General features: G+C 54.7%; 18 protein-coding genes and 2 pseudogenes. 7 read left to right on the top strand and 13 right to left on the bottom strand.

Annotation, left to right across the window (positions count from 1 at the left end; genetic code table 11):
* Positions 1 to 9: 9 nt before the first annotated feature.
* Positions 10 to 1,197 (bottom strand): MFS transporter, encoded by a 1,188-nt coding sequence (locus AACY19_RS18470; RefSeq protein ID WP_339452654.1) that lies wholly within the window; start codon positions 1,195 to 1,197, stop codon positions 10 to 12.
* 283 nt (positions 1,198 to 1,480) lie between these two features.
* Entirely contained in the window at positions 1,481 to 3,067 is a 1,587-nt protein-coding gene (locus tag AACY19_RS18475; protein WP_339452656.1) for an ABC-F family ATPase, read from the bottom strand.
* Between the two features lie 381 nt (positions 3,068 to 3,448).
* Here AACY19_RS18475 and lpxO point away from each other — a divergent pair, with 381 nt between their 5' ends.
* Positions 3,449 to 4,348 carry a lipid A hydroxylase LpxO gene (lpxO, locus tag AACY19_RS18480; RefSeq protein WP_339452658.1) on the top strand — a complete coding sequence of 300 codons (900 nt, stop codon included), beginning with the start codon at positions 3,449 to 3,451 and terminating at the stop codon, positions 4,346 to 4,348.
* A gap of 127 nt (positions 4,349 to 4,475) precedes the next feature.
* Here the strand turns inward: lpxO and ku are convergent, their stop codons facing one another.
* A complete protein-coding gene (gene ku / locus AACY19_RS18485; RefSeq protein ID WP_339452660.1) occupies positions 4,476 to 5,342 on the bottom strand; it encodes a non-homologous end joining protein Ku in 867 nt (288 codons plus the stop codon).
* Between the two features lie 190 nt (positions 5,343 to 5,532).
* Between ku and AACY19_RS18490 the strand changes: the two genes are divergently transcribed.
* Positions 5,533 to 5,880: a hypothetical protein gene (locus AACY19_RS18490; protein ID WP_339452661.1), complete on the top strand. Its 348-nt coding sequence runs from the start codon at positions 5,533 to 5,535 to the stop codon at positions 5,878 to 5,880.
* A gap of 52 nt (positions 5,881 to 5,932) precedes the next feature.
* Positions 5,933 to 7,078 (top strand): PQQ-dependent sugar dehydrogenase, encoded by a 1,146-nt coding sequence (locus AACY19_RS18495; protein WP_339452662.1) that lies wholly within the window; start codon positions 5,933 to 5,935, stop codon positions 7,076 to 7,078.
* 54 nt (positions 7,079 to 7,132) lie between these two features.
* On the opposite strand, the gene AACY19_RS18500 is transcribed toward AACY19_RS18495, so the two are convergent.
* Positions 7,133 to 8,233, bottom strand: a complete 1,101-nt coding sequence (locus tag AACY19_RS18500; RefSeq protein ID WP_339452664.1) for a GNAT family N-acetyltransferase/peptidase C39 family protein — start codon at positions 8,231 to 8,233, stop codon at positions 7,133 to 7,135.
* 92 nt (positions 8,234 to 8,325) lie between these two features.
* Between AACY19_RS18500 and AACY19_RS18505 the strand changes: the two genes are divergently transcribed.
* Together AACY19_RS18505 and AACY19_RS18510 are read left to right on the top strand one after the other, a co-directional pair.
* Entirely contained in the window at positions 8,326 to 9,900 is a 1,575-nt protein-coding gene (locus AACY19_RS18505; protein ID WP_339452666.1) for a RimK family protein, read from the top strand.
* Between the two features lie 7 nt (positions 9,901 to 9,907).
* The gene (locus AACY19_RS18510) at positions 9,908 to 10,831 is read left to right on the top strand and encodes a magnesium transporter CorA family protein (RefSeq protein WP_339452668.1); all 924 of its coding nucleotides are present in this window, start codon (positions 9,908 to 9,910) and stop codon (positions 10,829 to 10,831) included.
* A 73-nt stretch (positions 10,832 to 10,904) separates the two neighbouring features.
* Here AACY19_RS18510 and AACY19_RS18515 read toward each other — a convergent pair whose 3' ends face one another.
* The gene (locus tag AACY19_RS18515; protein ID WP_339452670.1) at positions 10,905 to 11,240 is read right to left on the bottom strand and encodes a DUF2834 domain-containing protein; all 336 of its coding nucleotides are present in this window, start codon (positions 11,238 to 11,240) and stop codon (positions 10,905 to 10,907) included.
* Positions 11,241 to 11,492: 252 nt separating this feature from the next.
* Here AACY19_RS18515 and ilvA point away from each other — a divergent pair.
* Positions 11,493 to 12,482 (top strand): annotated as a pseudogene (gene ilvA, locus AACY19_RS18520) (threonine ammonia-lyase, biosynthetic); the annotation flags it as partial.
* A gap of 29 nt (positions 12,483 to 12,511) precedes the next feature.
* Here ilvA and eco read toward each other — a convergent pair.
* Positions 12,512 to 12,997, bottom strand: a complete 486-nt coding sequence (eco, locus tag AACY19_RS18525; RefSeq protein ID WP_339452672.1) for a serine protease inhibitor ecotin — start codon at positions 12,995 to 12,997, stop codon at positions 12,512 to 12,514.
* Positions 12,998 to 13,365: 368 nt separating this feature from the next.
* On the opposite strand from eco, the gene AACY19_RS18530 reads away from it, so the two are divergent.
* Entirely contained in the window at positions 13,366 to 13,635 is a 270-nt protein-coding gene (locus AACY19_RS18530) for a DUF1652 domain-containing protein (RefSeq protein WP_339452674.1), read from the top strand.
* Here the strand turns inward: AACY19_RS18530 and AACY19_RS18535 are convergent.
* From AACY19_RS18535 to AACY19_RS18565, 7 genes and pseudogenes are all read right to left on the bottom strand, one after another.
* Positions 13,632 to 14,030, bottom strand: coding sequence for a hypothetical protein (locus tag AACY19_RS18535; protein WP_339452676.1), 399 nt, complete (start codon positions 14,028 to 14,030; stop codon positions 13,632 to 13,634). The genes AACY19_RS18530 and AACY19_RS18535 overlap by 4 nt on opposite strands.
* Before the next feature lie 89 nt (positions 14,031 to 14,119).
* Positions 14,120 to 14,389, bottom strand: a complete 270-nt coding sequence (locus AACY19_RS18540; protein ID WP_339452678.1) for a DUF2790 domain-containing protein — start codon at positions 14,387 to 14,389, stop codon at positions 14,120 to 14,122.
* Between the two features lie 778 nt (positions 14,390 to 15,167).
* A complete protein-coding gene (locus tag AACY19_RS18545; RefSeq protein ID WP_339452680.1) occupies positions 15,168 to 15,599 on the bottom strand; it encodes a hypothetical protein in 432 nt (143 codons plus the stop codon).
* Positions 15,600 to 15,610: 11 nt separating this feature from the next.
* Complete coding sequence (locus AACY19_RS18550; protein WP_339452682.1) at positions 15,611 to 16,402, bottom strand: hypothetical protein; 792 nt, start codon at positions 16,400 to 16,402, stop codon at positions 15,611 to 15,613.
* 140 nt (positions 16,403 to 16,542) lie between these two features.
* Positions 16,543 to 16,743, bottom strand: a pseudogene (locus tag AACY19_RS18555) (type VI secretion system tip protein VgrG); the annotation flags it as partial.
* Between the two features lie 1,493 nt (positions 16,744 to 18,236).
* A complete protein-coding gene (locus AACY19_RS18560) occupies positions 18,237 to 20,462 on the bottom strand; it encodes a lipase family protein (RefSeq protein WP_339452684.1) in 2,226 nt (741 codons plus the stop codon).
* An 8-nt stretch (positions 20,463 to 20,470) separates the two neighbouring features.
* Positions 20,471 to 21,340, bottom strand: a complete 870-nt coding sequence (locus tag AACY19_RS18565) for a hypothetical protein (protein WP_339452686.1) — start codon at positions 21,338 to 21,340, stop codon at positions 20,471 to 20,473.
* Between the last annotated feature and the right edge of the window lie 2 nt (positions 21,341 to 21,342).

Genomic DNA, 21,342 nt, shown 5'->3' on the forward strand with positions numbered 1-21,342 from the left:
CATTGAGCTTCAGGTTGTTGCGCGACGCATCAGCAGCAACGTCAGCCCCAACCCAGTCACCGACAACAATGCAGCACTGAAGAAAATCCACGAATACCCCAGATTCAACGCCACCGCCCCCATCAACGGCCCGGCAATCGCCAGTGCCAGGTCGAAGAACACGGCATACGCGCCCAATCCCGAACCGCGACTGGAACCGGGCACCTGTTTGATCGCTTCGACCCCAAGTGCCGGGTACACCAGCGACAGGCCAAACCCCGCCAGCCCAGCACCGATCAGGGCGAAGGCTGTGGAAGGCGCCAGCCACAACATCACCAGTCCAACCGTTTCGAGGGTCATGCAAGCGATGGCCGAGCGGAAACCACCGAATCGGCTGATCGCCGAAATGAACAGCAGCCGCGACAGAATGAAGCACACACCGAACACGGTCAGGCAGTAAGCCGCACCGGTCCAGCCGCGATTGAGGTAATAAAGGGTGATGAACGTGGTCAGCGTGCCGTAGCCAATCGAAGCCAGGGTCAGGCTCGCGCCATACGGAGCGATCCGTCCGAACACCGCCCGGAATGGCAGGCGCTCGCCACGAATCACCGGAACCGAGGGCTTGTTGCGGATCAGCAGCAGTGCGCCTGCCGCCAATACGGCCAGCGCTATACCGAGGCTGGTGAAACCGTAATCGGCGACCATCACCACGCCCAATGGTGCGCCAATGGCAATCGCGCCATAGGAAGCAATGCCATTCCAGCCAATCGATTTCGCGGTGTGTTCGACACCGACCTGGCCCATGCACCAACTGATCGTGCCAACGCCGATCAGCCCTTGTGCGATGCCGAGCAGCAAACGGCCGATGATCAAAATGATCAGGCTGACCTGCGGGAAGCTCTGCAGCAGCGTGGAGAGCAGCGTCAGCAAGCCGCTGAGGACAATTCCCCACAAGCCGTAAATGATCGCCCGTTTGGTTCCGACCGTATCCGACATGCGCCCGGCCATCGGCCGGCTGAGCAGGGTGGCGAGGTACTGTGAGCCAATCACCAGCCCGGCAATGATCGCGCTGAAACCCAGCTGTTCGTGGACATACCCGGGCAACACTGCAATCGGCAACCCGATGCAGAGGAAGGCAATAAACGTATAGAAAACGATGGAGACGATCTGCAAGGTGATCGCCATGGAGCTTTGCGGTGGCTGTTGCTGCGCAGACATGAGAACTCGTTCGCGGGCGGCGGTGGGAGAGTTCGAGCATCATGGCTTGGGCGTGGGACAAAAGGAAGCAGGCTAACTACTTTCCCAGAGGATTGATGTTGCTGCTGAGGTCCCCTTCGCGAGCAGGCTCACTCCCACCGTTGAAATGTATCCCCCTGTAGGAGCGAGCCTGCTCGCGAAGGTATCTGAAACACTGAATCTCTAGCCGAACAGATGCAAAAAGCCCCGTCACACAGGACAGGGCTTTAGTTTGAAGCTAGCAGCTCAACACTTGAAGCTGCTTTTAGAACACCACGCCCTGACTACGCAGGTAGTCGTCGTAGGTGCCGCTGAAGTCGGTCACGCCATCCGGGGTCAACTCGATGATGCGTGTGGCCAGGGACGATACGAACTCACGGTCGTGGCTGACGAAGATCAGCGTGCCCGGGTAGTTTTCCAGTGCCAGGTTCAGCGCTTCGATGGATTCCATGTCCAGGTGGTTGGTCGGTTCGTCCATCACCAGCACGTTGGGCTTTTGCAGGATCAGCTTGCCGAACAGCATGCGACCTTGCTCACCACCGGAGATGACCTTGACCGACTTGAGGATCTCGTCGTTGGAGAACAGCATGCGACCCAGGGTGCCACGGATCATCTGCTCGCCCTGCGTCCACTGACCCATCCAGTCGAACAGCGTCACGTCGTCTTCGAAGTCGTGCGCGTGGTCCTGAGCGTAGTAGCCCAGCTCCGCAGCGTCGGTCCACTTGACGCTACCGGCGTCCGGGGTCAGTTCGTTGACCAGGGTGCGCAGCAGGGTGGTCTTGCCGATGCCGTTCGGGCCGATGATTGCCACGCGCTCGCCGGCTTCAACCTGGAAGCTGAAGTCTTTGAACAGCGGCTTGCCGTCGAAGCCTTTTGCCATTTTTTCGACCATGACCGCCTGGCGGTGCAGCTTTTTGTTCTGCTCGAAACGGATGAACGGGCTTACGCGGCTCGAAGGCTTGACCTCGGCCAGCTGAATTTTGTCGATTGCCTTGGCGCGCGAGGTGGCCTGCTTGGCTTTCGAAGCGTTGGCCGAGAAGCGGCTGACGAACGATTGCAGCTCGGAAATCTGCGCTTTCTTCTTGGCGTTGTCCGACAGCAGTTGCTCGCGGGACTGGGTCGCCACGGTCATGTACTCGTCGTAGTTGCCCGGGAACAGGCGCAGCTCGCCGTAATCCAGGTCAGCCATGTGCGTGCACACGCTGTTCAGGAAGTGACGGTCGTGGGAGATGATGATCATCAGGCTGTTACGCTGGGTCAGCACGTTTTCCAGCCAGCGAATGGTGTTGATGTCCAGGTGGTTGGTCGGTTCGTCGAGCAACAGCACTTCCGGATCGGAGAACAGCGCCTGCGCCAGCAACACGCGCAGTTTCCAGCCTGGCGACACTTCGCTCATCGGGCCGAAGTGCTGCTCGATGCCAATACCCAGACCCAGCAACAGTTCACCGGCGCGGGATTCGGCGGTGTAACCGTCCATCTCGGCGAATTCGGTTTCCAGCTCGGCCACGGCCATGCCGTCTTCTTCGGACATTTCCGCCAGCGAGTAGATGCGGTCGCGCTCGGCCTTGACCTTCCACAGCTCTTCGTGACCCATGATCACGGTGTCGATCACGGTGAATTCTTCGTAGGCGAACTGGTCCTGGCGCAGCTTACCCAGACGCACGTTCGGCTCGAGCATGACCTGACCGCCGGACGGATCGAGGTCGCCGCCGAGGATTTTCATGAAGGTCGACTTGCCGCAACCGTTGGCGCCGATCAGACCGTAGCGATTGCCCGCGCCGAATTTGACCGAAACGTTTTCGAAGAGCGGCTTGGCGCCGAACTGCATCGTGATGTTAGCTGTAGAAATCAAGAGTTTTTCCTGCGAAGCATTCTGAATAGCGAGGGTGCGGCTGGAGCGCTTGGCCCGAGTCAAAGTGCGCTGAAGCGGGGAGTTCCCGTCATCAACCAAGGGGGCGCGTAAAGTTTGGCGGCGATTGTACTGGTCTGGCTCTTTAAACGATAGGGCGATGACGTCGCGAGTGCCGATTGGCGCGCTCACGAGACAGTTTTTCACAGATGAAGGTTCACTATCGGTTACAAAGTGTGGCTAAAATGCCATCCATTCACTCAGCGCCCTGTAATGGCGTGGGCTCAAGGACGTGCCATTTGTATTCAGACCGCTGCATAAGACGCGGGGCCCCTCGAGTTGCCCGGCGCGCAGTTTGTTCATTTCTGACGTGTGACGATTTCTGTGAAACTCATCATTGCTGCTATTTATGTCATTTCGATTGCATACGTTCATCTTCGTGGCCGTGTGCGCCACAAACTGGGTCGGCAGCTGAGTGACCATTCGTCGTTCCTGGCGCCGATCAATTGCTTCCTGTATCTGTTCTCGAAGAAGCCCAACAAGCCGTTTCTCGATCCGTCGGAATTCCCGGATTTGAGCCCGTTGCAGGCACATTGGCAGGAGATCCGCGAAGAAGGCCAGAATCTGCTGCGTGCCGGCGAGATCAAACGCTCGAATCAGTACGATGATGTCGGCTTCAACTCGTTCTTCAAGACCGGCTGGAAGCGCTTTTACCTGAAATGGTACGGCGACAGCCATCCGTCCGCGATGAAACTGTGCCCGCGCACCACCGAACTGGTGCAAAGCATCGGCTCCATCAAAGCGGCGATGTTTGCCGAACTGCCGCCGGGATCGAAACTGGTACGCCATCGTGACCCGTATGCCGGTTCCTACCGTTATCATCTCGGCCTGGAAACGCCGAACGACGCCGGTTGCTACATCAATGTTGACGGCCAGAACTACCACTGGCGCGACGGTGAAGCGGTGATGTTTGACGAGACGTTCATTCATTACGCGGAAAACACCACCGACAAGAACCGCATCATCCTGTTCTGTGACATTGAACGCCCGATGAAATATCGCTGGGCAGCGGCATTCAATAGCTGGTTCAGTCGTACCGTGATGTCGGCGGCAGGCGCGCCCAACGATGCGGGTGATAAAACCGGTGGGATCAACCGTTTGTTTACCAGGATCTACAAGATTCGATTGCGCGGTAAAGAGCTGAAAAAGCGCAATCGCAAGCTGTACTACCTGGAAAAGTGGGCCATCTTTGGCGGGTTGCTGGCGATCTTCATTCTGATCTGATTTTTGCGCCGCTTTTTCTGACGTCTTCGCGAGCAAGCCCGCTCCCACAGTCGATTTGAGTATTCAATCCAAATCCTGTGGGAGCGGGCTTGCTCGCGAAGCGGCCTTCAAAACCACCAAAGAACCATCAGGACGCCTTTTTGGCCTTCTTCGCCGGCGGCGCTTTCGCCGGTTTCTCTGATTTCGCCTTGATCTTCGGCGCCGCTTTTCCACCCAGACTGCGTTTAAGCAGCTCGGTCAAATCAATCACATCCGCCGACTTGCGTTCTTCCTCGCCACCTACGGTTTCAACATCCTCGATCTTGCCTTCATGGGCCTTCTTCTCGACCAGCGCCATGATCTTGTCTTCAAACTCGTCCTTGTAATCCTCGGGCTTCCAGTCCGCGCTCATGTCCTGCACCAGCCGCTTGGCCATATCGAGTTCGCCCTTGGCCAGTTGTGGCTTGGTCACTTCGCTGCCCAGGTCCAGCTCATCGAGGCCGCGCACCTCCTGTGGCCAGCGCAGCTTGACCAGGACCAGCGCCGACTCCAGCGGCATCAGCGCCGCCAGATACTGGCGCGTGTGAAGGACGACCCGGGCGAGGGCGACCTTGTTGGTTTTGCTCAACGTTTCCCGCAGCAAGGCATAGACCTTGCCGCCGCGTTTGTCCGGGGCCAGGTAATACGGCGTGTCGATATTCTGCAGCGGGATCTGATCGGCGTCGACGAAGGAAAAAATGTCGATGGTCTGCGTCGACACCGGGTGCGCCGAGCGGATTTCCTCCTCGCTGAGCACCACGTAGCGACCTTTTTCGTAAGCCACGCCTTTGACGATGTGCTCTTTGGTGACCTCCTTGCCAGTGACCTTGTTTACCCGTTTATAGCCCACGGGGTCCATGCTGCGGCTGTCCAGCCAGTCAAAATCCACCCCCTGGGAAGATGTCGCCGACACCAGCGCGACAGGGATGTGCACCAGGCCAAAACTGATTGCGCCTTTCCAGATTGCCCGAGCCATAGTCGTGTTCTCCGAGTGATGACCGGATGACCTGTCGCGCGGGGCGAAAGTTTCCAGGGATTGCGGGGGCTTCCGGGGACTTGGTCAAGCGCGGTTACATGTTGTTTAACCCAAGCGGGTTAACAAATGCGAACCCGGAGCGTAGCGTGGACTCGAAGGCTTTATCCCTTGCTTACCGAGAGGCCGTGACATGAACCGATTTCTGCTTGGCATTGCCATCCTGACCCTCAGTAGCGGTCTGGCGCAGGCGGACGTCGCGCGGCCTGCTTCAGCTTCCGCCTCATTGCTCGCTCAAAGCCCGACGGGCAACAGCAACAATCCCTACAACAGTCCTATTCGCCGAGCCAATCCCAACAGCATGCAGGGCACTCAGCCCGGCTCGCCACCGATACGCAGCCCGAACACTGTGCCGACACCCCGCCAGCCTACTGTGGAAAACCGCGGCATCGGCAACGGCCAACCGATTCGCTCGGTCCCAGGTACACCGCCCACATTCATCCCCAATCCACCTTCGCGAAGCAGTGGCACCACCCGTTGAACGGCAGGACCGAGTGCCTGCCAGCCTCTGAAACGAACAAAAGGAATCGTGCATGTTGCGTAAAACCCTTCTAGCCACCTTTTGCGCAGGCGTGCTGATCAGCGCGCCCGCGTTTGCCGCCGCCGTCAAAGAGTTGCAAAGCGAACAGGGCACCCTTGAGGTCACCACGATTACCCAAGGACTCGATCATCCCTGGGCCCTGGCCTTCCTGCCGGACCGCCAGGGCATGCTGGTCACCGAGCGCCCGGGCAATCTTCGCGTCGTTGGTACTGATGGCAAGCTGTCTGCACCGATCAGCGGCGTGCCGAAGGTCTGGGCCAAGGGCCAGGGTGGTTTGCTCGATGTCGTGCTGTCGCCGGACTTTAAACAGGATCGAATGGTGTACCTGTCCTACGCCGAAGGGGGTGGTGCGGGCGACAAGGCCGGCACGGCGGTGGGGCGAGGGCGATTGTTGGATGACTTGAAGACGCTCAAGGATTTCAAGGTGATCTTCCGTCAGGAACCGAAGCTCTCGGTCGGCAATCACTTCGGTTCGCGGCTGGTGTTTGATCGCGACGGTTATCTGTTTATCACCCTGGGGGAAAACAACGACCGGCCGACCGCCCAGGACCTCGACAAACTGCAAGGCAAAGTCGTGCGGATCTACCCCGACGGCAAGGTGCCGGATGACAATCCCTTTGTCGGCCAGTCCGGTGTGCGTCCGGAAATCTGGTCCTACGGTCATCGCAACCCGCAGGGCGCGGCGCTCAACCCGTGGACGGGCACGGTTTGGGAGAATGAACACGGGCCCCGTGGCGGCGATGAAGTGAACATCGTCGAGCGCGGCAAGAACTACGGTTGGCCGCTGGCTACTCACGGCATCAACTACTCCATGCAACCGATCCCCGAAGCGCAGGGTAAAACCGCCGAAGGTACGGTCGCCCCGCATCATGTATGGGAGAAGTCGCCCGGCGTCACAGGCATGGCCTTCTACGACGGCGACCGCTTCACCCCATGGCAGCACAACGTGTTCATTGGCGCGCTGGTGACTCAGGAACTGATCCGTTTGCAGTTCGATGGCGACAAGGTGGTGCACGAGGAGCGCTTGCTGGGCGAGCTCAAGCAGCGGATTCGCGATGTGCGGCAGGGGCCGGATGGTTATCTGTACGTGCTGACGGATGAGTCGAATGGTTCGCTGTACAAACTCGGCCTGAAGTAACAGAGCTCAATCTTCCTGAAGGCGCTGCCGAAGGCTGCGCCCACAGGTGGAGGTTTATGTTTCGCGGGAAAACAAAATCACCGCCGCACGCAATTTGCCTCGGCCAAACCGGCACATTTTCTCGAACTCGCCATGGCTGACCGGCACGTGCTGGCAGTCCATCGGTTGGCGATGCTGGCTGTGATCGACATCGGGGTCATGCAGATAGACAAAATCCTCATCGCAATCGGTGACGATCACCCAGTGCGGCGATTTCGACCGGGTCAGTCGATAGCTGCTGATCAACACCAACGGCTGCCCACCCGCCTCCAGTAAGCGCGGCAAATCGGATGATGCTCCGGCCACACACTCGACATCGGTGTCCTGCAATTGCTCTGTGAACGCATCGTGTACCAGGCGCATGACGTCTTTTTTATGGGAATCGCGCACGCCATCGAGAAACAGCGGCCCCGTCATGCTCAGCGACAGACGCACCCTGAAACCACGACGCCATGCGGCGAGAGCCAATCCTTGAGGACTGCAGCCACCATGACCTGACGTCATGAACACCGTGGTCGCCTCGCGCCAGATCTGCAGCTCCTCACGGCGCTCCAGCGACCGCCCGGACTGCAGCGCACCCATGGCCATCAACAAACACGCCGGGCCACAGGTGAAATCGGTGGTTTGCTGGTAGTAGGGCACTTTGAGGGCGTGCGAATCGCGGTGCTGCAAAATGCGTTTTTCCAGTCGCAGCGCATCGGTGTGGTCTTCGTAGTAATCGTGAATCAATGCAAAGCGGCGATAACCATTGCGCTCGTACAGGGCAAGAGCCGCAGCATTGTCCGTGCGCACCTCAAGACGCAGGTAGGCGCAATCGTGCTCCAGGGCAATGGCTTCAATCCGTTGCAGCAGTTGCTTGCTCAAGCCCGTACCGCGTGCTTCCTCGGCAATGGCGATGGAGTAGAGGCGCGCCAACGACGTACCGCGATGAAACAACACCAGTGCATAGCCCAACAACCCGCCCTCAACCTCGGTGACCAGCAACTGTCCGTTAGCCCGGGTGATCATCCACTGGAAGCTGCGACTGGTGAGCCGGTCAGTGGTGAAACAGCGAATTTCCAGTGCCAGCAGTGCCGGCAAATCTTCAACTACCGCCAAGCGAAAAACAGCCTTCATATGACCACCGTAAAAGTTGCGTAACGAAACGGGACTTTCGAAAAACTTCGTGCTTAATAGAAAAGGTCTTGTTCTCCAACGGATCAATCTCTATGTCAGCGGTACAGGGTCATTGGCGCGAAGTATCCGAGCAAAGTTTGCCGGCGGCAACTTTTTTAAATTCAACGAACAGAGTTTCAAGTCAAGTGTTGATCATCGTCGAGCGCCAGGAAGACTGGGCCTCGTATTTCCCCAGTGAAGACATCGTCACGGCGCAGGAATACCTCGAGCAGACCCGCGAAAACGAGTCGGGAAAGCGGGTTCAGGTGATCAATTTGTGCCGCAGCTACAAGTATCTTGGCCACGGCTATTACTGCTCGCTGCTCGCCGAAGCCCGCGGCCACAAGGTGATTCCGTCAGTGCGAACGATCAGCGAGTTGACCCGCAAATCCTTGTATGGCTTGGCATTGGATGACCTGGATAAAACCCTCGAAAAGGCCCTCAGTCATCATCTTTACAGTGATACCGAAGGCTTTACCCTGACACTTTATTTCGGTCGGACGCATATCGAGCCCTTGCAGGATTTGGCGCGCCAGTTATTTGAGGTATTTCCGTGTCCGATTCTGTTAGTTGAGTTTCGCCGAACTAATGGCTGGCACATTGAAGGGGTAAAGTCCGGTGCGCTGCATAAGTTGCGCAACGATCAGGAAGATCAGTTCGCCCATGCGCTGGACAGTTTCAGTCGTAAAGTCTGGCGCGTGCCACGCTCGAAGCAGGTCGCCCGCTATGACCTGGCGATATTGCATGACCCACAAGAAGTTTTGCCGCCCTCGAACCACAAGGCACTGGACAACTTCGTGCGCGTGGGCAAGACCATGGGCATTGATGTCGAGCTGATCGAACGCAAGGATTACGCACGACTGGCTGAGTACGATGGCTTGCTGATCCGCGAGACCACCAGCGTCGACAATCACACGTATCGCTTCGCCAAAAAGGCCGAAAGCGAAGGGTTGGTGGTGATGGACGATCCGGCGTCGATCCTGCGCTGCACCAACAAGGTCTACCTGACCGATCTGCTCAACAGCCATCAATTGGGCATGCCGGCGACGGAAATTCTCTACAAGGAGCGACCCGAAGATTTCGAGCGTGTCGGCGAGCGCCTGGGTTTTCCTTTGGTGTTGAAAATTCCCGACGGCTGTTTTTCGCGGGGCGTGATCAAAGTTGAAAGCCAGCAAGCGCTGCTCGAAGCGACCGCCGAACTGTTCGAACACTCGGTGCTGTTGCTGGCTCAAGAGTTCTTCTACACCGAATACGACTGGCGCATTGGCGTGCTCAATCGCAAACCGATTTTTGCCTGCCAATACTTCATGTCCAAGGGGCATTGGCAGATCTACAACCACAAGGCCAAAGGTCAGGACATCAACGGCGAGTGCCGCACGATGGCGATTCACGAAGCCCCGCGTGCGGTGGTGGATCTGGCAGTGAAAACCGCCAATCTGATCGGTGACGGTCTCTACGGCGTCGATCTCAAGCAGGCCGGCGACAAGGTTGTGGTGATCGAAGTCAACGACAATCCGAACCTCGACGCGGGTATCGAGGACGCTTACTTGAAGGACGATTTATACGTGCTGGTGCTGAACGAGTTCGTGCGACGCCTGGAGCTTAAACGTCGCGGCCAGGCATGGTAATGCGTCGATGATCAACAGTTTCATGCTGAGGCGGGGCGCGTTGCAGCGGGTCGAGCGAATGGATGCCGAGGTGATGCTGTTCAGCAACCCAGACGCTGCCGAGCGCGATCTGCTCCACACACATTTCAAGGTCGATGAGCACGCGTTGGCCTCGGCGCTGGACCCGGACGAGGTGTCACGGATCGAGTTTCACCCGGATCACTTGTTCCTGATCTGGAAACGCCCGGAGAACTATTCCGGCGGCGGCAGCCTGGCCTTTGAGGTGTCTTCCTGCGGGCTGCTGTTTTCGCCGGGGCAATTGCTGGTGATCGCCACCGACGACACGCCGTTGCACGGCCTCGGCACGCGGCAAGCGTTGAATACGCCGCTGGATGTGCTGCTCGATCTGCTGTTCAACAACATCCATCACTACCTCGGGCACTTGAAGGTGATCAAACTGGTCGCCCGCGAGTTGCAGCAGAAATTCAACGCCTCGATGCAGAACCAGCATCTGGTGCAGATGTTCAACCTCAGCGAAAGCCTGATCTATTACATCAACGCCCTGCACAGCAACGGCGCGGTGCTGACGCGACTGCGCAACCATGCCGACAAACAAGATTTCGGCAGCGATACGATTGGCCTTATCGACGACCTGATCATCGAAAACAACCAGTGCTACAAGCAGGCGGAGATCTACTCCACGGTGTTTTCCGGGTTGATTGATGCGCGCGGCAACCTGATGAACAACAGCATGAACAATCTGCTGCGCAAACTGACGCTGATCAACGTGGTGTTTTTGCCGTTGAACCTGATTGCGAGTATCGGCGGCATGTCCGAGTTCAGCATGATGACGGCCGGTACGCCTTGGTGGGTATCGTATCCGCTGTTTCTCATGGTGATGCTGCTGGCGGCAGGCGGGATGTTGTTCGCGCTGCGCCGGTTGGCCAAATGAGTGGTGTTTTTTCATTCGCTGCCATCGCTGGCTTGCCAGCGATAGCTATCTCGTAAACACCGCTTAATTTCAGTCAGATCACCTGCGCCATATTCGCAACTTTGCGCCGCTCCCGGACCCCACGCACCACCAGATACAACAACGGCCCAATCGACACAAATATCGCCGTCAGCAACAAGTAAGGCAGCACCGACCAAACCGTTTGCCCGCGAGACCTCGCATCCTTGACCATCCACACCCCGGCCAGCGTCGCCAGCAGGTACAAGTCGATGACCACCTGTGCCGTATCCGGTCGCGACATCAGGCTGATGCCGAAATCAATCAACGATTGTTCAGACTGAAGCATCACCGAAACCGTGTAACCGGTAAACGCGAGCAACGCCGTGAGAGGCAGGGCGATAGACATCATGTATTCATTCCTTGAAATGATGAACAGAATCGTCAGCCTACAGACGTTGTGTGAAATTGACCATTGACTCGCCCGCCGCCCTCAGGCTAATTTCCAGCCCATGACTTTCACCGTATTGCGCTGCCAGCCAAGCATTATTACCGCCATTCCTCATTTGGCGGGCTAGCTCACGACTGCAGCACCCAACCCGCCCTAGAGGCGGGTTTTTACTTTCTGTCTCCGGGGTTCTGAACAAAACGTCAGGAGACGACCATGCCGTACAGCGCCGACCAGCAATCCCTGCTTGAGCATTATGTAAAAAAGATTCTGGCTGCGCCGGTGTACGACATTGCGGTGCGTACACCGCTGCAGGCGGCACCAGCACTGTCTGAGGCGCTGGGTAACCGGATCTTGCTCAAGCGCGAAGACCTGCAACCGACGTTCTCCTTCAAAATTCGCGGCGCTTACAACAAGCTTGTCCAACTGAGCGATGAGCAGAAGGCGCGTGGGGTCATTACGGCTTCCGCTGGCAATCACGCGCAAGGCGTGGCATTGGCGGCACGCGAACTGGGCATCGGTGCGACGATTGTCATGCCATCCACCACACCCGAGTTGAAAGTCATTGGCGTGCGAAGTCGCGGCGCGGAAGCGCTGTTGCATGGCGAAAGCTTTCCGTTTGCCCTGGCACATGCCCTGCAGTTGGCTGAGCAGACTGGACGCACCTTCGTGTCACCGTTCGATGACCCGGATGTGATTGCCGGGCAGGGCACGGTGGCCATGGAGATTTTGCGCCAGCATCAAGGCGCGCTGGATGCGGTCTTCATTCCCGTGGGCGGTGGTGGCTTGATCGCCGGCATCGCGGCGTACATGAAATACCTGCGCCCCGAAGTACGGATCGTTGGCGTGGAATCCGAGCATTCGGCCTGCCTGAAGGCCGCCATTAAGGCCGATCAACGCGTGGTGCTGCCCCATGTCGGCACCTTTGCTGATGGTGTGGCCGTGGCGCAGATTGGCGCGTTCGGGTTTGAGGTGTGCCGATTCTGCGTGGACGAGGTGATCACAGTGAGCAACGACGACCTCTGTGCGGCCATCAAGAACATCTACGACGATACCCGCTCGATCACCGAGCCTTCGGGGGCTCTGGCGGTTGCGGGAATCAAACAATACGTGGCGCGAACCGGCGCTCGCGGTCAGACCTTCGTTGCCATCGACTCGGGCGCCAATATCAACTTTGACAGCCTGCGCCACGTTGCCGAACGCGCTGCAGCATGCGGCGCTCCGGTGTAATGGGGTTATTGCTGAAGTGCGGAGCCGACTTTGTCCCAGGCCGACCAAATGCGATAACGCACTTCAACGTCAGCTGGGGCGTACACCACGACCGGCAATTTGCTGTTGTAACGCAGCATGAAGCCATCACCGACGACGGGGACGAAGGCGCGTTTCTTCTGGCTGTCAGGTGGACAGGCCATCATCGTGCTCATCGGGCCGATGACTTTTTCCAGGCGATAGAACGGATAGCCCCAGCCCTCGAGATTTTTTTCATCAAGCATTCCGCCCAGACGCTGGCGGTTGCAATCCACTTCGAGTGTTTTGCCGGCGAGTATTTCGACCTGGAAGTTCTCCTCCTGCTCTTGCTTCGGCAGGTGGATGACCTGGCGAGTAAAACCGGTTTCGGCTTTCGGAAACGGTGCGACGTCTTCGAGACTGGCCGCGTTGGCGAGAGTGGACAGGCTAGCGATGATCAGACCGGCGGTCGCGTATACGCGTAAAGAACCCATGGAAGCCTCCGTGCGGGTGTAGGGTGGAAGAGCGGCATTCTTACTGTCATGGTAGATGAATGCAAACGGAGGTCGACTTGCAAATTGCAGTGCTCTAAAGGGTGATTCTTGCATTTTGCAAGCAGCCAAATGCTGGCACTGGCGCCAAGTGCTTGATTTTACAAGAGTAAAAATCAGCGGATGAAAGGCACGCTTTATGCGGCTTTTTAGTGCGGCGCACCGGGTCTGGGCGCCTACACTCCAATGGGCATTTCGCAGTACCACCGCTTGTCGCACTCAAGGAAACAGCGGGGACACACCCGTGCAGGGGCTGCAACGGTCAGCGTGAATACTTGATTGGCAATCTCACAGTAAGGAGAGGGTTCGCCATGTTTCTGTCTGCCTTGGAACTACGCAACATCATTGAAAGCAGTTTTCTGCCGAAACGCTGCCAATGCACGCTGTCGCCGGACTTGTCGATGACCGTCAAGGTCTTCGGCGATCATCAAACTGATCAAGTCGATTTACTGGTCAGCGGCATTGACGCCAGCCACCTCAATGGCTGCCGAGAGATAAACGAACTGATTGCAGGGCTGCGATCGGATCTGGTCAAGCAGACTGCGCAACATCATTACAGTCCGCGATCCAGAGCTGTTTAACGCACCGTTTCACCCAGTTCGACCGTCACGCGCCGGGCCTGCACAAAACCAAGGCCCAGCGCGAACTCGACCAGCACCGCGAGCAAAATCCCGGGGCCGACGTGTCCGTTGAGCCATTCGGCAAAACCCAGCACCGCTAAACCAAAACATCCGACAATGAACCCGTTGCTCAGCGCATTGCGCCCCAGCGACGGTGGCGCATTGCGCACCAGATAAAACATCATCCCCAACGAAGCAAACAGCACAGCGCCACGTCGCGCGACAAACCCGGCACCCTCGGAATATTCGATGCTCCAGACCGCCAGCAGGAACTGCGGGAAAAATCCCCACACCAACGCGAGCAGAAAACAAAGGGTGGCGGTGATGCCCGACAACGAACGAAACGACAACTGCATGGCCAATCCTTGCGGCAGTAAGAAGGGCACCGAGCATAACCCGACGCCCCCGTGAAACCTACTGCCTACAGGCAAATCAGAAGGTTCTGTCAGTTCTGGAAGTTGCACGCGTCAGACAATTTCCGATAGCTGATTTCTCCAGGTCTACCGGTGTTGTCTATGTATTTCATCTCGGCCGTAACCACCTGGCACAATTGCGTTGGCGGCTCCGTCAATGACACCACTCTGGTCACCTGCAGTGGCATTCCGTACTGATACGCCACGGCTCCGGACGTGGCAGAGGTCTCATTGGCCTGGGCCAGGCCGGTAAACGCGGTGCAGGCGAGGGCGGTGGTTAGCAGCAAAGGGCGAATGTTCATGAAAGGACTCCCGTGTGGCGCAAAGGAGTTCGGCAAGATGCGAGCCGAACCTGCCGCACTGGGCGTCAGCCAAAAGGGCCGAGGGCGTGCGGTTCAGTAGAGTTTTTGACCACGGCGTTAAGTGATGGTTAACCGGGCTGAAAGCCGGCTGTCAGGGAAGGGGAGTCTGAGGACTCCCTCCGCTGAACGGGCATCGACTGTCACGATGTCCCCATCAGACCATGCTCAGATTTCGCGCCGATGGAATCTGTGCCAAACGTACCGACTCCTGATTTTCTTTGTGTTCAGCCCATCTCTTCAAGCGCTTCCAATTTCTTCTGATTATGTTTCACCGCTTGCCTGACCGCTTTTTGCCGGTCCTGAAGGGGTACATGGTCGAGCATTTAGAACATGAGTAATGGCGCCGCGCGCCGGGTAAGTGAATGCGAAGTCTTTTGGGGGCTGCATCTGCATTCGCTTATTTCCTTATTCACTGCAGGTCGGGTAAATACTGCATTCTCTTCCATTTATCTTGAAACTTCTAAAGATAGGAGGAGCTCCGCAGCGAACAGACTGAGCGATCTCTTGGCAAGGCTTTCAGCCTAGGTTTGTCTTAAAAGTATTGGCCGGAAAGCGCGTAACGGTCTGACCTCTAGGACGGTATGCTTGTTAGGTAATAATGCAATTCCGCGAAGCTCTGACTCCTGTGCGCCAAATTCCAAGTCACCCATAATTTTAAGTAGACTAAAATTTCGCGGATACTTTATAGTTGAGTAAGGAGGCAGGTGAGCGGATTTTCTTACAAGGTCATTAACTTCAACGCGAAAAAATGGCTGAGCGTTATTTTTTTTGCAGGGTTGTTTTCAACGCGCGTGCCATCCTTTCTTGCAAAGCGTGTTTTCTCTGCCCTTACTTGGAGTTCAGTAATTGGAAGAGGATAGCCACTTCGTTGACAAAGAGCGCTGTAGAGAGTCTCCGTACCTTCGTAAGGGCTGTCAACCGTGAGTGCAACCGGCCCTTGGTAGTGGTTTATGACCTTGGCCGAACCATTTGCATCTAGTACGCCGATGTATTGTTGATGGGTGCTATCGCTTAAGACGTAAGCAAGACCAGCGTATGACTTGCCGTCGCCATTTTCATTAACCAGTTGAAAGCTGATCCAGTCACCACGCAATGGGCATGCTTCTGACTGTTCGCTTAACATGGGATCGCAAATTTTTTGTGATGCCATAAGAAATATCCTTATTCAGTACAGTTTGGGTACACAGTGCACTCGCGACCGTCAGGCATTTTGAAGGACTTAAAGTCTTTTGTGTTGCCGCGACAAAATCCGTATTGATCATTAAGATATTCGCCCATGCAACGCTTCCATCCCTCTGGGAACTCAATCCATGTATCGCCCATGTAAGGGCGTTCTTCCTTTGAAAGGGAAAATTTTACGGTGAGCGTTTTTCCTGCCAATTGAGTTCGCGACAAAGGGCTGGTGGCAGAGTCATTTTCATGTTGCGAAGCACCTATTGCTTTGCATTTCAATATCTTTGTTATGTATCGATTTAATCCGATTGTGCGAAATAGCCACTCGCATTCTCTTTCTAATAAACGAGGTGAGAGGGAGAGCTGGTTATTTGCTGTAGCGTCTTCGAACGCAATGCTGGTGTAGTCTCGCCCTAAGTTAAGTCTGGCTGCGCCATATTTCGCATCTACTTCGTAATCAAAACGCTTCAAAACCAAAGGACAGCCGCCTTCAGTGCGTGAAAGTTGGATCGTAAACTGCGCTCTCTGAGCTTTTTTACTTAGTTCCTGTTTGAAAGCTTTTGACCCAAGATGATTCTTACCATTTTTTGGCGGGACTTTGCAGGTTTCTCCAGTGCGAGGAGCATAGACAGCTTCACCCTTCACCTCGAACCCCGGCGGAAGCTCTGTCACCAAAGTAAAACTGTCTTGCTGAGCAACAGAACAACCAGTTGCTCCAATCGCACTCAGCCCAATCATCAAACTGCGAACAAACCCATTGGAAATATTGCGATGAAGCATTTGATTGTCCTTTGTCTCGGGCGGTCGTTTCGAGCGCATGACACCTAATGTCTCGAACTCAATTCAGTGCGAAGTCATCGCTGAGCACAGCGAAAAATCGCTCACACCGCTCAAAATACTTCTCCGGCGTTTCCCCAGGGGCCGCCGTAGGCTGCCCCGGCCCAGCCGCTGGCGACGCGCATCCAACAGGTGGTTTTGTCGTTGGACTGGCCATCGCGGTCCCAGTGGAATTGCACTTTGATGCGACCGTATTGGTCGCAGTGGATTTCTTCGCCCGCAGGCCCAGTGGCGAGAAAGTTGTTGCGGTAGCCCTGGTGGAAATCGCTTTTGTTGTCGGTGATCTATCGGAGGTCAACTCATGCATTATGTAAAGAGCTTCCGCATCACCGTGATCGGATTTATCTTTCGCGATTCTCGTCGCTTCAGCCAACCATTCCTCTGGTTTTTTTCTCCTATTGGACAATTCGTCATTGTTAAACAAAGGTCATTATTGGTTCGGTCGATTGGAATCATCGAATAAAGTCGCCTTGGGTGGCTGCCGCTTCATACCATTGAAGAGCTTCAGAATTAAGGCTTATTGTTTGTTGCCGGAGTTCTTCGGCTAAATAAAATTGTGCTTCAGTACCTCCAGTCTCTGCCACAATGCGTAATTCGCGCTCGGCTTTTTTATGTTGATTGAATAGCTTGATTCCTTGCAGTTTTGCTACCTGTTGTTGGGGGGGTCAACTGCACCGACACGTAACTGGGAAATATGAACGAAATCAAAAATATGAAATAACCAATACACAATATTCTTATAAGGCGCGTTCCTTTTGCAGAATAAAAATGTTTCGTCACAATCCATATTTTCCGGGGTAAAAGGAAAGGGGAGGATGCGTGTTTTTCCACTACTGTGCAAATGCCCTGGCTTCTGCTATCTGCTCAGTACTCATTTTTTCAGAAATTTCTGGCAGAACTTCATCTACATAAGGCTGTATATTCCCACCGCCATTAAGTTCCTTCAGTAAGGATGTCAGTGCGTAGCCTTTTACTAGGTCAAGCGGAAAATCATATAGGGAAGGGGCATGAGCAAGATACGCCCCGTAGCTGCTGACGCCAGACTCGTACCTAATTGCCCAGACGACAGATATTTAATGTGCATTGCTTCGCCATCACCATTATCTGCCTTTTGTCCAGATTCTTTGTTTAATAAATCCAACCAGTCGGTGCGGTTTTCGAGCCCTGAGGGCAGTTGTTCATGACCTCGCATAAGTCGTTATTTGATTTCGCAAGCCGTAACATTGCGTACAAATCGCCTTGCAGTGCTGCAACTTCATACCATTTCTGAGTCTCGGCAGTAACGTATTTTTTTTGCTGCCGAAGTTATTCTGCTAAATAATATTGAGCCTCGGCATCACCTGCTTCCGCAGCAATTTTAAATCTGCAGTTGCAGGTTTATATTGGTTGTATAGTAGTAAGCCTCTCTGGGTCATGAACATAGGGCCAAGCGCACCAGGGGTTGCCGCTAAGATCCATTGGTCCAGCTCAGTTTGATTACGATAGTTCATGATCGTATGAGCGATCGTCGCCCTTTTCCTCCACCGGTTAACGCCTCATACAACGACATTACGATATCAACACCTTGCATGTAAAACATTGCGAATTCAAAGCCATTAGCACCTAGGAAGTTCAGTTTGTCGATGTGCTTGGCAGCTTCATCCGTAATAACAATCAGCGATTTATCCTGATTTTTGTGCATCTCACGGCGCAGGATGTTAATCAGGTCAGTGACACTGTCATAACGGGAGTCCGACGAGACTCCCTCCTGCAATCAAGTGCCATCACTTTATTTATATCAAGCTGTGGCCCTGGTAGTCGCTGATGGAATTTGTGCCAAGCGGTCGGATTTTTGATTTTCACTGTGCGTATCCCAACGATCAATGTGGGTTTGCAAATCCGGAAGTGCAGTACAATCGCCATAAATATCAGCCAGCGTCAGCGTGGTGGTACTCAGACGTGTAATCGTCCTGAGTGTCCCTTTGAGCGCATCCAATTCCTTTTGATTGTGCTTAATCGCTTGTCTGATTGCTGTTTGGCGCTCCTGAAGATCCGACATTGTTGCGCGTCGTTGGAACGCATTCGCGCGATCTTGCGGGCGGCTTTCAATAATTCCCCCTGGGAACTCCTTGGCTGCCGCAGTCTGCCACTGTTCCAGTTGCGTACTGTAGGTTTCAACTTCGAGTTTTAAACGGTCGGATTCGGTCGCACTGATGATGTAGCCGCCGGTTTTCTCCGTATCTTGCCAGCGACGTAGCGTTGCCCAACATGCCGGAATATAACCGTCGAGCATTTTGTGATCGCCGCCATTGGCCGCCTGAACCAAGAACTGCTTGCGATCCGGCGTATCGTTGTTTTTCAACTGCGCAACGCAACGAGCCATGGCCGCTTCTTCATATCCTTCGCAGCCGGGTGTCCATAAAACAGAGGAGACCATTCGCCCAGGTAATTGCAAAGGCATGAAATAACGCTGTTCACCGTGGTGCCAATAAGGCTTGCCGCCAAAACGTGTCATCCCGGCGGCCATCACCAATCCTCCGGCGGCTGGCGTTAGAACTCCGGAGACTGTTGCAGCGAGACCGGTAATCCAAATTGGTTTTTTTGTATCCATCCATCCTGCTGGAACGCTGGGTACAGGGTCATTCTGGTTAACGATTCGGTGATGAACCAGGCCTTTTGCCGACTCGACGAATTCTTTGTCGCCAGCACGAGGGGAGCCGAAGGTATAGAGAATGACGTCACTGGTTATTTCGCGGTGTAGCCAATCAGAGAGCAACAAGGCAATAGCGCCGCCGAGGCTGTGGCCGCAGACGATGATTTTTTGGTTAGTGCGGAAACGGCGAATATAGTTATCAATGAATGGTTTTAGCGCCATGAAGGACTCATAGAAACCTTGGTGTGCTTTTCCGGTTCCCCCTTCAATTGATACTTGCTGGGCATCAATGTCTCGCCATTTGTCCCAGTTTTCAGCCGTGCCTCTCACTGCGATTAGAATCATCCGGTCATCGTGTGTGGCATAGGCCTGCGTATCGGTGTTTTTCCAATCGGATGGACCCTGCCTCGCATCGCTGAAAAAGTGCACACTCGACGGTGTTTCTATTCCTGCTCCGGCATTGGGATCGTTTTGTGGGTAAAGGCCCGGGTCAAAAGGAACGATCTCAAGGCGCTTTGAGTAGGGCACATCTTCAACCAGCGGGAACGAAGGGTTTTTAGAGTCCGCATATTTCGTTGGTTCTTCGAAGCAGGCCAGGCAGGTATTCAGCACATGTCCGACGCTGCCCCGAATGGGATAGGTGAAAGCAAAATCCTTCGGCAGCGTCGCTTCCAGCTTTTCCGGCTTTTGCCCGAAATCCCCGTAGCTCAATGTGGCCAGGAGCGACAACTGATAAAGGTTCAAGGCGCTGAATTCGGGAGCTAATGATAAAAGCGGTCTGAATGCACGCAAGGCGCGAACTTCGAGAACGTAATGTTTCTCTGGAAGCAGACCTATACCAAAGCCCGGGACCTTGTCTCCGGCAAAATCTCGGGCGAGTTTGGCACAACCTGCCGGTAGAGGGTTTGTGAGTTCCGCCGCAGGTGGCAAGTGTTTGTTGAACTCAACGAAATCGCGAACTTCAACCTTGTGATATTCGCCTTTTTCGGCTGAGGCCCGGTAAGCGCCTGTCTTGCTGGTGCTGCCGACAGGGCGACGACGAGTTTTTTCAGCAGCTACTTGAAGCTCTGTTATCGGCAGCGGATAGTCGACTCGCTCAGACATATTAACATATAGCTTTTCCGTTCCCGCGTAAGCGGAGGATAGCGTCAGTATCACCGGGCCGCTATAGGTTCCCGTTAATCGTGCAAAAGCTTCTCCGTCCAAGTTGCCTTGGTATTTAGTACCTTCCGAGTCCGTTAACACGTAACTCAGACCTGCATAGGGCTTGGCATCTCCAAACTCGTCTACTAGGCGAAAGCTGATCCACTCCCCGCGCAATGGGCAAGTTCGTTTTTGGTCAGAAAGCAATGATTTTTCTTGGTTCTGCATAAAAATCCCTATTCATTACAGCCAGGATACACGGCGCACTCACGTCCATCTTGTTTGAAAGTTCTAAATTGAGGTGGAGTAGTACATAATTCTTCTCTTCCAGAGTTCCATGTTCCGGTACAAGGTTTCCAGCCGTTAGGGACTTTTACCCAGTAGCGTAAGTAGCTGGGTACTTCCACATTTGATAGCTTGAATGTCACATGGATCGTCTTGTCGGCAATCGCTTTTTTTGCCAAGGATCCGCCTGGTTTGCGACGCTGTAAACGATTCTCTGGAATTTTCCATTCAAGATCTGCAGCAGAACACGATAACAATTTTTCAATCTGATCTTTCTTGGCTTTAGCGGTGCTAATCTGAAAACTCCAAGCACAGAGGCCTCTTTGCTCGATTAAATCTGGGTAGGGTGTCGCGGTACTGTCTGTGTTTTCGGTATTGATAGAGAGCCCACCCGCCATCTCCAAACCATGATCCCAAGCGTCCGCCCCGTAAGTGGCATTAACTTCGTAGTTCACCCTCGTTAGCTCCATCGAACAATCGGCAATGTGAAACTCTAATGGAATATCTGTAGACACCGTCTGCTCAATATCTTTCGCGTCGATCGTATTTGATTTCTGTTGTTGACGGGTCACAGAACCACCTAGGCCAGAACTGTATACTTGACAGGTTTCACCCTGCTTAGGTGAATACTGAGCTTTTGAAGTGAAGCCAAATTTTGCAGGAACAGTGGCGGTCAGCGTGAAATGCTCTCTGCTGTAGTAACTCGTTGCACCCTCAACAGAGTCCTTCGCCATTTGTCCAGCAAAGCTGCATGCACCAATTAACGGTAATAATAGGAAAAGCGCAGTTTGAGCACTCTTTGAAAAGTATTTGCTACCCATTA

Source organism: Pseudomonas sp. EA_5y_Pfl2_R50, from assembly GCF_963970475.1.
GTDB lineage: Bacteria > Pseudomonadota > Gammaproteobacteria > Pseudomonadales > Pseudomonadaceae > Aquipseudomonas.